At 43.0% G+C, this 12,899-nt stretch carries 10 protein-coding genes, 1 tRNA gene and 1 pseudogene; 5 read left to right on the top strand and 7 right to left on the bottom strand.

The genetic code is table 11. From position 1 onward, the window contains the following. Nucleotides 1-39 precede the first annotated feature (39 nt). The 3 genes from HWQ38_RS34015 to HWQ38_RS34005 all read right to left on the bottom strand — a co-directional run bounded on the left by HWQ38_RS34015 (nucleotide 40) and on the right by HWQ38_RS34005 (nucleotide 1,950). The gene (locus HWQ38_RS34015) at nucleotides 40-585 is read right to left on the bottom strand and encodes a glutathione S-transferase family protein (protein WP_292802809.1); all 546 of its coding nucleotides are present in this window, start codon (nucleotides 583-585) and stop codon (nucleotides 40-42) included. A gap of 58 nt (nucleotides 586-643) precedes the next feature. Continuing rightward, a complete protein-coding gene (locus tag HWQ38_RS34010) occupies nucleotides 644-1,180 on the bottom strand; it encodes a peroxiredoxin (RefSeq protein ID WP_292802806.1) in 537 nt (178 codons plus the stop codon). 158 nt (nucleotides 1,181-1,338) lie between these two features. Further along, nucleotides 1,339-1,950, bottom strand: a complete 612-nt coding sequence (locus HWQ38_RS34005; protein ID WP_292802803.1) for a peroxiredoxin — start codon at nucleotides 1,948-1,950, stop codon at nucleotides 1,339-1,341. 131 nt (nucleotides 1,951-2,081) lie between these two features. On the opposite strand from HWQ38_RS34005, the gene HWQ38_RS34000 reads away from it, so the two are divergent. Further along, nucleotides 2,082-4,289: an amylo-alpha-1,6-glucosidase gene (locus tag HWQ38_RS34000; protein WP_292802800.1), complete on the top strand. Its 2,208-nt coding sequence runs from the start codon at nucleotides 2,082-2,084 to the stop codon at nucleotides 4,287-4,289. 22 nt (nucleotides 4,290-4,311) lie between these two features. Then, nucleotides 4,312-5,289, top strand: a pseudogene (locus tag HWQ38_RS33995) (DUF4351 domain-containing protein). 88 nt (nucleotides 5,290-5,377) lie between these two features. Here the strand turns inward: HWQ38_RS33995 and HWQ38_RS33990 are convergent. The 3 genes from HWQ38_RS33990 to HWQ38_RS33980 form a co-directional block, all read right to left on the bottom strand. Then, nucleotides 5,378-5,451 (bottom strand) — tRNA-Met (locus HWQ38_RS33990). 166 nt (nucleotides 5,452-5,617) lie between these two features. Then, complete coding sequence (locus HWQ38_RS33985; RefSeq protein WP_292802797.1) at nucleotides 5,618-7,906, bottom strand: peptidoglycan DD-metalloendopeptidase family protein; 2,289 nt, start codon at nucleotides 7,904-7,906, stop codon at nucleotides 5,618-5,620. Between the two features lie 791 nt (nucleotides 7,907-8,697). After that, a complete protein-coding gene (locus HWQ38_RS33980; protein WP_292802794.1) occupies nucleotides 8,698-9,159 on the bottom strand; it encodes a tRNA (cytidine(34)-2'-O)-methyltransferase in 462 nt (153 codons plus the stop codon). Nucleotides 9,160-9,534: 375 nt separating this feature from the next. Between HWQ38_RS33980 and HWQ38_RS33975 the strand changes: the two genes are divergently transcribed. The 3 genes from HWQ38_RS33975 (at nucleotide 9,535) to purB (ending at nucleotide 12,621) form a co-directional block, all read left to right on the top strand. Next, a complete protein-coding gene (locus HWQ38_RS33975) occupies nucleotides 9,535-10,545 on the top strand; it encodes a YihY/virulence factor BrkB family protein (RefSeq protein ID WP_292802791.1) in 1,011 nt (336 codons plus the stop codon). Between the two features lie 188 nt (nucleotides 10,546-10,733). After that, complete coding sequence (locus HWQ38_RS33970; protein WP_292802833.1) at nucleotides 10,734-11,285, top strand: DUF421 domain-containing protein; 552 nt, start codon at nucleotides 10,734-10,736, stop codon at nucleotides 11,283-11,285. A 40-nt stretch (nucleotides 11,286-11,325) separates the two neighbouring features. After that, nucleotides 11,326-12,621, top strand: a complete 1,296-nt coding sequence (gene purB, locus HWQ38_RS33965) for an adenylosuccinate lyase (RefSeq protein WP_292802788.1) — start codon at nucleotides 11,326-11,328, stop codon at nucleotides 12,619-12,621. Between the two features lie 82 nt (nucleotides 12,622-12,703). Here the strand turns inward: purB and HWQ38_RS40675 are convergent, their stop codons facing one another. Beyond that, complete coding sequence (locus HWQ38_RS40675) at nucleotides 12,704-12,814, bottom strand: toxin-antitoxin system HicB family antitoxin (RefSeq protein ID WP_366933372.1); 111 nt, start codon at nucleotides 12,812-12,814, stop codon at nucleotides 12,704-12,706. Nucleotides 12,815-12,899: the final 85 nt, after the last annotated feature.

Below are 12,899 nucleotides of genomic sequence, written 5' to 3'. Positions count from 1 at the left end.
TTTTTTTCAACTCAGCTTTGCTGGGTCGTTTCTTATTGCTTAGTCTAAACTCCAGTCACTTAAGGAAATGCCTACACTTGGCAACACATCTACTACAGTTCCAGCCACAACTTCGGCTAGAGTTAGGTTTTCACTACCAAAGTAAGGACGATTATCAAGTAAACTTTCAAAAAATTTCAGCACTGTGGTAATTTTTTGCTGTGCCTTCTCGATTTTTTCTGGATCTCCTCCAGGCAAGCCGAGAAACTCAGGTAGAAAGGTAGTGGCTGCTGGCAAAAGCTCATTCACAGTTACCAGTTGTACTATTCGGGCGATCGCTAAATCCTTGGCATCTTTAGGCAGCATCGCAGGTGTAGGATATCTTACCTCTAAATAGTCCAAAATTGCTAAAGATTCAACTATATTAAAGCCGTCATCTACCAACACTGGAATGTGATGGAAAGGGTTAATTGCCAAAAACTCTGGTTTAAACTGCTCCCCATCCACTTTTATCTCTACTAATTCAAACTCAAGTCCTTTTTCTAGTAGAGTAATCCAGACGCGGCGCGAGTTGGGAGAAATCGGCGCATGATAAAGGGTGAGCATGAGAAAACCTCACAGCTTTATAAGTAGGGCGGACATTGCCAATTTTACACCTTAATACTCAATTGAATTGTTCTAACAATGTCTCAACATTAGCGTTGTAATCCAGAAAAGAAAATGAATGCCAGTAACGGAGTTTTCCTTCTTTATCTAATACAAACTGTGCTGGCAAAGGCGCTCCCAGTGCTTGTCCTACTTGATATGTACGAAACACTCGACAACTTGGATCACTAAGCAACGGCATTTTTAAACCTAAATCCTTCACAACTATTTGACTCTGGCGTTCATCGGTACTAGTAATCATTAAAACTTCTATACCGCGATTTTTAAATTGTTCGTAGTTTTCATTCAAAGCCTTGATATGAGGAAAACAAAAAGGGCAATATTGTTTTTCGGTAAAGATCCGAGTCAAGGCGAGTAACACTGGTTGCTTGCCTTTATAATCAGACAATTTTACTAAAGTTCCGTTGGTAATATCTGGCAGTTGAAATTCTGGTGTTCCCACTCCCAAACGGAGTTGATTGCTAGCTGGAACTGGTAAAAAGTTGCGGAAGAATCGCTCATTTAATAAGCCATTAAAATCAGTTGAAGTCAGCATACTTTTAGCCCTGATTATTTAAATACCATTTTATGAGAAAACCACAGATAGATACGGAGGTTAACACTGTTTAATGTGTATCTCTGTTTATCTGTGGTTTTCATTAATTTTATTCTCAACTCCAACAGGATGGATTAGAATTTGCTAGCTAGCAAAATTTAGACAGCAGAGAAGTAGACTTTAGACTTCACTGGATCAGGATTCATTGTCTTGTCCCCAGGTTGCCAACCAGCTGGGCAAACTTCGTCGGGGTGAGACTGAACATACTGAATTGCTTGTAATGTCCGCAGGGTTTCATCAACGCTGCGACCAAAAGCTAGGTTGTTGATGGTGGCGTGCTGTATGATACCATCTTTATCAATGATGAACAGACCCCGCAAGGCAATGCCTGCTGCTGGGTCAAGAACGTTGTAAGCGGCACTAATCTCTTTCTTGATGTCGGAGACTAGAGGATAATTCAAGTCGCCAACGCCACCAGACTTACGATCGCTTTGAATCCAAGCGAGGTGGGAGAATTCACTATCAACGGAAGCCCCAAGGATTTCGGTATTAATTTTATTGAATTCTTCGTGGCGATCGCTAAATGCTGTGATCTCAGTGGGACAAACAAAGGTAAAGTCTAGTGGGTAGAAAAACAGGACAACATACTTACCGCGATAATCGGAAAGTTTGATTGTCTTAAATTCCTGATCTACCACAGCCGTTGCTGTGAAATCAGGAGCTTGTTGACCAACGCGGAGGCTGACTTCGGTTCCGTAAGTAAGTGACATTAACCTAATTCTCCTTTATTTGTTTAGTAGCGTTAGAATTCGGGTCAAGTAAAACTCACCCATCCACGCTCTCACAGTTTAATTACGATCTGTTACGACTATATCATACTCATAACGATTTTGAGTAACAAATGCCCGATTTAGATACAAGAGAATGGTTACTTACCAATGGCTTGGGAAGTTTTGCTAGTGGGACAGTTTCTGATGTCCGCACGCGCACTTATCATGGTTGGCTGTTTACCGCGACAAACCCGCCTTCTGGACGGACTCTGCTGTTTTCGCACCTAGAAGCTAGCTTGGAAGTATTAGGCAGCGTTGTCGCACTGGGGACAAACTTTTGGGGTAACGGTCAGATTGAGCCGACAGGCTACCAACTGCTACGTTCTTTTGATATTAACCCAGTTCCAAAATGGATTTGGGGTCAAGATAACTGGCAGTTAACTAGACAATTGGTGATGCCCTATGGTTTCGTGGGGACTGAGGACTGTGGAGAAGAGGGGATAAGTAATGCCCCATGCTCAATCCCCCATGCCCAATGCCCCATGCCCAATGCCCCAATTCAATTTTGCGATCGGATTTTAATCCACTATCGCTACGAGGGAAGTCATCCAGCGATTTTACGGCTGCGACTGTTGATAGCAGAACGTGACTTTCACCACCAGCAGACTGCTAGCGCCAAATTACACTTCTCACAATTGCTAGGGAAACAACAAGTCTGTCTACAAGCAATCAATTCTGGGCGTTTCGGTATACCTTGGCACTTGCGCTGGACAGAAGGAAATTATCAACCAGATGCAGTTTGGTATTGGCATTATGGATTGCCTGAGGAGACGAAACGGGGATTAAGCGACAAAGAAGACCTCTACAGTCCTGGTTACTTGATAGTCACACTCCAACCAGGAGATGCAGTGACTCTAGAAGCACGAGTAGGTTTTCCCGACTCAATGCTAAGTGTTCTCACACCCAAAACCTTTGCAGAAGCAGTGGAGGCAGAGCAAGACCGGCTCTCACAGATTTTTGGATGGAGAGAGGGGGACAGAAATCAATTCAAAATTCAAAATGACGCTCGCGGACTCGCTAACGCTGCGCTAACAAAATTCAAAATTAAAGAACTCCTGCCTCCTACCTCCTCTTTGCCACTCCCCATTACCCCTTATCCCCAGAGGGGGCCCCACCTTCCCCACTCCCAACTCTGGCAACAACTACTCAAAGCAAGCGATCAGTTTATCGTCTATCGAGCCTCAATTGCAGGCCCCACGGTCATTGCTGGTTATCACTGGTTTAATGACTGGGGACGCGACACCTTAATTGCCTTACCGGGGTTGGCACTAGTTCCCCAGCGCTTTGACCTAGCAAAAGGAGTATTGCAAACTTTTGGGTATTACTGTCGCCAGGGTCTGATTCCTAATGCATTTCCTGATGTTGATGGCGAACCAATTTATAACAGTGTTGATGCGGCGTTGTGGTGGATTGAAACTTTAGGACTTTATCTAGAAGCTACCCAAGACTGGGATTTTTTGGCAGAGCAATTCCCGGTAGTACAGCAAATCTACAAAGCATTTGTCGGTGGTACACATTTCAATATCCAGGTCGATGCTACTGATGGGCTAGTTAGTTGGGATGCTCCTGGTGTAGCCCTCACCTGGATGGATGTAGTAATTGGGTCACACCCCGTTACTCCTCGTTACGGTAAGCCAGTGGAAATCAATGCGTTGTGGTATTCTGCTTTATGTTGGCTGAGTCAGTGGGCAGAACGATTGAGCCAGTTTGAGTATGGTTCGTCAGCGCGTCTCACTAAGCAAGCACAGCGTTATACTCAACAAGCAGAACACGTAAAAACCTCGCTGCAAAAGTTCTGGAATCCTCAGCTGGGTTATCTGTACGATACTATTGAGCCGGACGATCGCCGGAATTTTCAAATTCGTCCCAATGCAGTTTTAGCACTGTCACTGCAACATTGTGGGTTTTCTGTTCAGCAAGGGTGTCAGATATTAGATTTGGCAACTACCAGCTTGCTTACCCCCTATGGTCTTCGCAGTCTCGATCCAGGAGATCCCGAATACAAAGGGAAATATGAGGGCAACTCAGAGCAACGCGATCGCACTTATCATCAAGGCACTGTTTGGGCTTGGCTAATTGGCCCATATATTCGGGCTTGGCAACGCTTTTATCCACAACAATCGCTGCCTTTTGATTGGCAACCCCTGCTAGATCACTTCCTATCTGACGCTTGTCTTGGTTCTATTTCTGAGATTTTTGATGGTGATTTACCTCATACACCCAGAGGTGCGATCGCTCAAGCTTGGTCAGTCGCTGAAGTCATCCGCCACATTCAATAGTGCTGAATCTACCAATCAACTCATGAGCGAGAAACGAGAAAGAGCCGATAATGATTCCCCGTGGAAAGAAATCCTAGAAGCTTACTTCCCCCAAGCAATGCAATTTTTCTTTCCGCAAACAGCAGCACTAATTAATTAGGAACGTCCCCACGAGTTTCTTGATAAGGAATTTCAACAAATAGTCCGCGAAGCAGAACTTGGTAGAAGATATGCAGATAAATTGGTCAAAGTCTGGCAAATTCAAGGAGAGGAAATTTGGCTGTTGATTCATGTCGAAATTCAGGCAAAATCGGAAGATAATTTTGCTCAAAGGATGTTTTCCTACAACTTGCGAATTTTTGACAAATTTGCTAAACCAGCTATTAGCCTAGCAATTTTGTGCGATGCTGACCCGACTTAGAGACCAAATCAATACAGTTATAATTATCCCGATTGTAGTCTGCATTTTAGATTTGGAACCGTCAAATTGCTCGATTATCAAAATCGCTGGACAGAGTTAGAAAAGAGCGATAATCCCTTTGCAATGGTGGTAATGGCACATTTGAAAACCCAGCAAACTATTAAACAGCTAGGAGAAAGGAAAACCTGGAAATTTAGTTTAATTCGGCGATTGTATGAACAAGGGCTGCAAGAAAGGGATATTCGTAACCTCTATCGTTTTATCGATTGGGTTATGATTTTACCAAAAGGATTAGAAGCAGAATTTTGGCAGGAGTTTAAACAATTCGAGCAGGAGCGTAGCATGAGTTACATTACCACAGGCGAGCGCATTGGCTACGAGCGAGGGAAGGAGGAAGGACAACAGGAACAAGCACAAACACTTGTATTACGACAGCTGCAAAAACGGGTAGGAGAGTTACCACAACAGGTTCGAGAACAGATTCAGGGTCTTTCTCTAGAACAATTGGAAGCACTGGGTGAGGCTTTGTTAGATTTTAGTGCGGTCGCTGATTTGCTCAACTGGCTACAAACTCATCAAACAGTTAGCGCTGAGTCCTGAGTATTAGAGGCCAAAATTGTCTCTTACAGAGCAGTCAAAGTTACTTTATCTTAACTCCATTTATCGCTCACTACTGATAAAATTTAAATGGCTCAGGTCGGAGTTGAACCAACGACCCCAGGCTTATGAGTCCCGTGCTCTAACCAACTGAGCTACTGAGCCAGAATTATTCAAATCATTAACTAATATACCATACAAACTTGCTCAAGACTAGCCCCTTTGGGAATTTTATTAAAACTTCCATCCCTGTTAAGGTCATAGAAAGCAAAAGAGGGAGGTGAACTCCCTCAACTAACAAGCCAATGATTTAGTTACAGACAGTCAAGAATTACAGGCGATTTGGTAGGAAGGCTATTGGGTTAACAGCACCCTTGCCTGATGGATGAATTTCAAAGTGGCTGTGTGGCCCAGTGCTGTGACCAGTGCTACCCATTAAAGCAATTGTTTCTCCTTGATGAACCAGCTGACCAGGTTGCACCAGAATCTTGCTGTTATGACCATAGCGAGTCATGCTGCCATCGGGATGACGAATATCGATGAGGTTGCCGTAACCACCATTATTCCAGCCAGCTTTTTCGATCGTACCGTCAGCCGAGGCGACAACTGGCGTGCCAGTGGAGTTAGCAACGTCAATTCCCTTGTGCAATCTACCCCAGCGCCAACCATAACCAGAGGTGAGAGTACCCTTCGCCGGCCATGTGTAAGCGATGGATGAGCTAGATGGAGGGGGTATAGTTTCGTCAATTTGTCTGGGCAGATATTGATCCACTGCTGCCAAAGGTGGTATTCGCATCTGTGGAGAAACTGTAGTTCCCCGCATCTTTCCTAAGGAGTCTGAGGCATTTACTTTTCCAGTAGGGGTTTTAACCCTTGTGCCAGATGGATTGTCAGAGGGAGTCCACTGACTAGCAGAGCCTAAATTGGGTAAGAAATCTGGATTTATTGGCTCGTTAGCCGGCATAGTAGCACGGTATTGGGACTTAATTGGTTGAAAGCTATAGTTAGCTCTAATAGGTGTAGGAACTGGAATTTGTATCGCTACACTATTTGGTCGAACTACGGACTTGGGTACAGTGAAATTATTGGGGCTAGAAACAGGAGTGAGCATCGCAGCATTATTAGTTTCGCTAGCTGCTGGCACAATTAAGTTTCCAGACTGTTGAGCGCGATATTTCTGCTGTAATCTCTGGATTTCCGCTTGTAAGCCCTGCAAACGGTCATTATTGTTATTGTTTACACTTGCTACCCTATTTGTTGGTGTTTTAGGCTGTTGCATTTCGACAAAAGCTTGTGGCACTGGAATGTCACCACCGACACCATAAGAAGTAACAGGAGTGGCGGCTGTTTGGTCGTGGGTGGCACTATTTGCCTGAATCTGAAGAATTACCGGTGTAGGGGCGGCAACACTACTGTTGTCGGCAATAGTTGGTGATTGGGAAGTAGGTAGATATGAGTTGGCATTACCAATGTTCACATCATGGGAGGTGGCAACATGAGGAGTATTTCTAGACTCTACAAAAGTGGGGTTACTCGCTACAGTTGCCTCAACTTGAACAGCAGGAATAATCAGTTTTTGACTAATTTGCAGTTCATTTGGATTATTGAGGTTATTTGCCTTAACTAGTTGTGATACTGAAGTCTTGTATCTGCTGGCGATCGCTGCTAATGTATCTCCAGGCTTAACTGCGTAGGCTATATGAGTCGAAGACGCAATAACTGTGGGTTTGGCTGGTAGAAACGCACTTGTCTGTGTCTTCTGTTTTAACCGCGATATCAGGTTGGCTTTGCTTGCATCGCCAGAAGTGCCTGATTGGGCTAATATAGTCTTCTCAACCACAGTCGTCGGCTGCACCAACCCCATATCAGCTTGTGATAAAGTTTTGGTCTCCCCAGACCGCAACTGTGCCAGACTTTTTCTTAAACGGTTCGATTTTTCTTGTAAGCGATTCAGTGCGAACTCTTGTTGCGCCTTAAGTTGTGCATTTATTTCACTGTCGGCTGCACCAGATGTTGCCACTGTTTGTGGCTGGGCAGTTAGTGATGCATTTATACTACCAACACCATCAGTACTAGAATTCGACAGATTATTGACTGTTGGGATAGTCTCGGCTAAGGTATTCTTCAATCCCTCTGCCACTTGGGGCTTTGGGTAGGTGGAATTTTTATAACCCGTTGTTGCTTGGGAAAATGTGTTTGATGCCGGAATTTGCAAAGACATTCCACTTGCCGCAACTTGCCATTTAGCTTCAAGCCCAGGCACTTGTGAAACTGCGGTTGGTTCCACGATCACAGGATTTTCCGGCACGCTCGCTGATGAGACTGCTTGGGACTCCAGCCTTGTGGAGGCGAATTTCACCTCAGTGTCAGAAACAGCAGGAATCGAAGAAGAAGCCTTTTGGCTACCTACAGGCACTGCTGCTTGGGCTTGATCGCTTTGTCGAGTCACCAAAAGGCTGGTTGCTCCCATAGAGATTGCCAAGCCAATCATGGCGGCTTTTGTCCGCACCCGGCGGTTAACTTTGGGATTCATCACATTAAGCAGTTCTACCGGGGCATCGTCGCTACTGGAGTTATTTTTCAACACAGCTTTTACTCTCTTTTTCAATGCTCGTTTCAAAGACGACCTCCTATGATCACTAGCGCTTAACTGATCTCGATTTTTCAGTTGGATACTAGTCAATGATCTAGATCACAACTAACGATAGATCAAGATCACACTCACCAGAGATGCTTACGCAAGATTAACCTGCTTCTCTGATTTAGACAAGTTGGCACATATTAGCAAAACTTAAAGTTTGCTGTGTTTACTTGTCCGAACCACTCCTAACACCACTTAGGATTTTTTACTCTTTACCATTGTCGGCGCTTGTCTTGCCTCAATCACGGGGACCGGAAAACTATTTCCTCAGTCCATAGTCACTGTTGAGAATTAAATTGCTAGGACTTCTGGAAAAGTTATGCTCCCTACTGTAGATATATTCAAGATATTTCTACCGAATCCGTCTTCTCAACACCAGACTTTACCTTGATTATTCCCTAAAAAAGAACCGTATTAACTAGCGGCTACTTTTGGGCTGCTTTCTAGCCTTCATCAAGCCAAGATAGCTCAAATGTAAAACCTGACTGGGTTTTAGTCTTTTGGTTCCCCAATTGAGGATGTTTCAAATTCATCAAAATCTATCATTCAAATTTGGCAATGTCCGAAGTTTTATATACAAATTTCTTATAATAACCTTCCGGTGCTTGTAAGTATCTTCCACTACAATTTGCGGAAAAATTCTATTTTAAGTATCTTTGTTTACAAATTATTCCAGTAAACAAGAAAATTTTTCTCGCTACAAATACCTCCTACAATAGATTTCTGGAGATAATTTAAGTATAATTACTTATACTTTTTGGGGTAAATAACTATTGTAAATAGCCTAACTGACGACGAGTTTCAAATAAGCCAATTGCTACACTGACTGACAGATTCAAGCTGCGAACCCCCGGTTGGCTCATAGGAATATACAGGGTAGTATCGCAATCTGAGAGAATTGCTGGTGGTAAGCCCGTGGTTTCACTACCAAACAGCAGCCAATCATCAGGTTGAAACTGAAAGCTGACATAATTACAATTTCCCCCAACTGTATAACCTAACCATCTGCCTCCACGCTCCTGATGTACGCTCTTAAAGGCTTCTAGCGATTCGTGATAGTGTAGTTTGACATAAGGCCAGTAATCCAAACCAGCTCTTTTGAGGTAGCGATCGCTAATTTCAAATCCCAAAGGCCCCACCAAATGTAACTCTGTACCCGTAGCGGCACAAGTTCGAGCAATATTACCTGTATTAGGCGGGATTTGGGGGTTAACTAAAACTACCTGAGGCATTGTCCGTATAATTTACGTGTTGTATAAAACAATTTATTGTCAATATTAAATCTACCAAAAGGTAGAGGCGATTCATAGGTTTTGTTAATAATAATCAAGCATCCTCCATTGATTAGATTTTTAAAACGAAGCACAAACCCTCCCAGAGGAATACCTGAGAGGATATTTGGCTAAAATCAGAAAATGTTAAGTTTTATGTAGAAATTGGGAGTAGGACTGACAACTGCTCTTATAGCACTAAAACGTTGTGACTATAAAATTATAAATTCCTCCTCCAGGACGCTACACTAAGACCCTTGGGTGGATGCCCTTACTTAAGAAATAAGTATCCAATATATCAGGAACTAAGTGACATCCCCCAAGGAGACTGATTGGATGAATTTGCAGGCGATTTGGAAGTTGTTACAAGAGACATTCAAAGAATGGAGTGAGGATAAAGCCTCACGATTAGCGGCGGCGTTAGCTTATTACACGATTTTTTCGATTGCACCGTTGCTGATTATTGTAATTGCGATCGCAGGAGCAGTATTTGGAGAAGAGGCGGCAAGGGGTCAAATCGTAGGACAAATTCAAGGTTTAGTCGGCCCAGATGGCGCAGCACTTATCCAAACAGCCATTCAGAATGCTAACAAACCAAAAACAGGAGCGATCGCTTCCATTATTAGTATTGCAGTTTTGGTATTAGGTGCTACTGGTTTATTTACCGAGTTGCAAGATTCTCTCAACACGATTTGGGAAGTGAAAGCGAAACCCGGACGCGGCATAATCAATATGATTCGCCTACGTTTTTTATCCTTTGCGATGGTGATCGGCATTGGCTTTTTACTTTTAGTTTCTCTAGTAATTAGTACCGCATTGACAGCACTGGTAACATACTTTAGCAACATCCTACCCGGTGTTGATTTCCTCTGGCCAATAGTTAACTTTGTTCTATCTTTTTCGATCACTACAGCGCTATTTGGGCTAATTTTCAAAGTTCTGCCAGATGTCAAAATTACTTGGAATGATGTTTTTATTGGATCTATTATTACCTCATTTTTGTTCTCTATCGGTAGGTTTTTATTAGGACAATATCTAGGTAATGGCAGTTTTGGTTCAACCTACGGTGCTGCTGGTTCACTGGTAGTCGTTTTAGCTTGGGTTAACTATGCCGCACAGATTCTTTTCTTCGGTGCAGAGTTTACCCAAGTTTATGCCAGAAGGTACGGAAGCGGCATAGTCCCAACGAAGGATGCCATACCTCTGTCTGATAAAACCAAAGATAATGGCACGAATCCAACGGAGCAATCGCCCCCTAAGAAAAAGCCATCTTCTAGCTTTATTAATCGCTTATTCCAGTATTTTAAAAAGCCCAAGCGATCAAAAAAGAGAAGAAAAAATCAGTAATTTCAATCCATAATTGGTGGAGGTTTATATTTTTAAATCTGATCCAGATGAAAGTGTTTAAACTCTAACAAAATTCAGTTTGCTCAAAAAAACCATATATAATCATAGATAATTAATCTGTGTTTATAAATAACCTTATCCTGGATTTTTTCCAGAAATATATTTAAAAAGGAAGAAAATCAGTGCTAATGGAAAAATGGTTTTTTATCGATTGGCAGGCAATCTTTATTCCTAGCATCAGCATCTTTGAGTTGATTATCCGGGGATCGCTGGTCTATTTAGCGCTGTTTTCAGTACTACGCCTGCTTCCTAGCCGACAACTAGGAACATTAGGAATTACTGATTTACTCGTAGTTGTGCTATTTGCGGAAGCTGCCCAAAATGCTATGGCGAGTAATTATACATCGATTACTGAGGGCGCTATCCTGGTAGGAACTGTGATTTTTTGGAGCTATTTGCTGAACTGGTTAGGTTACAAAATACCCCAGTTTCAACGTTTTCTGAATCAGCCGCCACTGCTATTGGTAAAAAATGGTCGGATGATTCAGCGCCATTTACAACGAGAGTTAATTACAGACGATGAGTTGATGAGCAAGTTACGTCAGCAAGGTGTGGAATTTTTAGCAGATGTGAAGTTTGCATATATGGAGGCTGACGGTAGGATTAGTATCATCACCTCGGATGCAAAAACTAGTTCTGTTCCTGAGCAAAAAGTAGCACTAAAAAGTGATCTACATTAATTAGACTGTAAAATATGACGGTTGTATTCTGTGCCGAACTGTGATTAAGCGTTATACTTTGCCGGAAATGGCTAATCTGTGGAGTGAAACCTATAAACTAAAAACTTGGCTGGAAGTCGAAATTGCTGTTTGTGAGGCTCAAGCTGAACTGGGTTACATTCCATCTCAGGCGGTTGAGGAAATTAAGGCCAAGGCAGATTTTGACACCAATAGGGTGCTAGAAATTGAGGCTGTAGTCCGCCACGATGTGATCGCTTTCTTGACAAATGTCAACGAATATGTAGGTGATGCCGGACGCTATATTCATCTGGGTTTAACTAGTTCGGATGTTTTGGATACAGCTTTAGCATTGCAATTGGTTGCCAGCCTGGATATATTATTGCAACGTCTGGAAGATTTGATTCAGGTAATTCGCCAAAAAGCAGGGGAACATCGTCATACAGTGATGGCTGGCCGATCGCATGGTATTCACGCTGAACCGATTACTTTTGGTTTCAAACTAGCTGGTTGGTTAGCAGAAGTGTTGCGACACCAAGAACGTCTAAATATACTCCGCCAAACGATCGCTGTGGGTAAGATTTCTGGTGCGGTGGGAACCTATGCCAATGTTGAACCGCGTATAGAAGCGATCGCTTGCGAAAAACTCGGACTCAAACCTGATACAGCCTCAACACAAGTTATTTCCCGCGATCGCCACGCCGATTACGTGCAACAATTAGCTTTGGTAGCGGCATCCATCGAACGTTTTGCTGTAGAAATTCGCAACCTGCAAAAAACAGACGTTTTGGAAGTAGAAGAATTCTTCGCCAAAGGTCAAAAAGGTTCCTCAGCAATGCCACACAAGCGCAATCCCATCCGTTCTGAACGGCTGACGGGAATGGCGCGACTCGTCAGAAGTTATGCGGGTGCAGCTTTGGAAAATGTTGCTCTCTGGCATGAAAGGGATATTTCCCATAGTTCTGTAGAACGGGTGATATTGCCAGATGCTTGCACTTTGATGCATTTTATGTTGGTAGAAATAACCGACTTGGTGAAAAACCTGTTGGTCTATCCTGAGAACATGAAACGAAATCTCAACTGTTATGGCGGTGTTGTGTTCAGCCAACAAGTGCTGCTGGCTTTAATAGACAAGGGAAGCAACCGAGAAGAAGCTTATGCGATCGTTCAAGAAAGCGCTCACGCCGCTTGGAACAAACCAGAAAGTAATTTCCAGGACTTAATTAGCAAAGACCCTCGCGTTACCCAAAAGTTGTCTCCAGCAGAACTAGAGGTCTGTTTCGACCCCCAGCAGCATCTGAGGCATTTAGAAGAAGTTTATCAAAGGTTGGGTATTTAACGGTTAATTTGCTGGTAGTGAGCGCTTAAGCGCTTACTACTAATTTGTTATCCAAAAAATACGCAAACGCTTTGACGTTAATTTAACTAGCATACAAGCACAAGCTTTTTTCAACCAACGAATTAAGGCTTTGTCCCTCTTTCTTTGCAATAAATACAATTTTTTTGTGTAAATCAGGGTCGATTCTTACCATGAATTTACCTGAGAATGGCTTATCAGGCTCTTCCCCACGTTCTCTACAAAAATCTAAATAATCCTCCACTGAATCAGAAAAAGCT

The organism is Nostoc sp. NMS7, from assembly GCF_017115085.1.
In the GTDB taxonomy this organism is placed as follows: domain Bacteria; phylum Cyanobacteriota; class Cyanobacteriia; order Cyanobacteriales; family Nostocaceae; genus Nostoc.
The sequence above is the reverse complement of the archived record's forward strand: the minus strand, read 5'-3'. Positions and strand labels throughout refer to the sequence as shown.

Coding starts and splice junctions, on each gene's coding strand:
- HWQ38_RS34015 (WP_292802809.1), bottom strand. CDS start 585: ATGCTCACCCTTTATCATGCGCCGATTTCTCCCAACTCGCGCCGCGTC.
- HWQ38_RS34010 (WP_292802806.1), bottom strand. CDS start 1,180: ATGCTGACTTCAACTGATTTTAATGGCTTATTAAATGAGCGATTCTTC.
- HWQ38_RS34005 (WP_292802803.1), bottom strand. CDS start 1,950: ATGTCACTTACTTACGGAACCGAAGTCAGCCTCCGCGTTGGTCAACAA.
- HWQ38_RS34000 (WP_292802800.1), top strand. CDS start 2,082: ATGCCCGATTTAGATACAAGAGAATGGTTACTTACCAATGGCTTGGGA.
- HWQ38_RS33980 (WP_292802794.1), bottom strand. CDS start 9,159: ATGCCTCAGGTAGTTTTAGTTAACCCCCAAATCCCGCCTAATACAGGT.
- HWQ38_RS33975 (WP_292802791.1), top strand. CDS start 9,535: ATGAATTTGCAGGCGATTTGGAAGTTGTTACAAGAGACATTCAAAGAA.
- HWQ38_RS33970 (WP_292802833.1), top strand. CDS start 10,734: ATGGAAAAATGGTTTTTTATCGATTGGCAGGCAATCTTTATTCCTAGC.
- HWQ38_RS40675 (WP_366933372.1), bottom strand. CDS start 12,814: ATGGTAAGAATCGACCCTGATTTACACAAAAAAATTGTATTTATTGCA.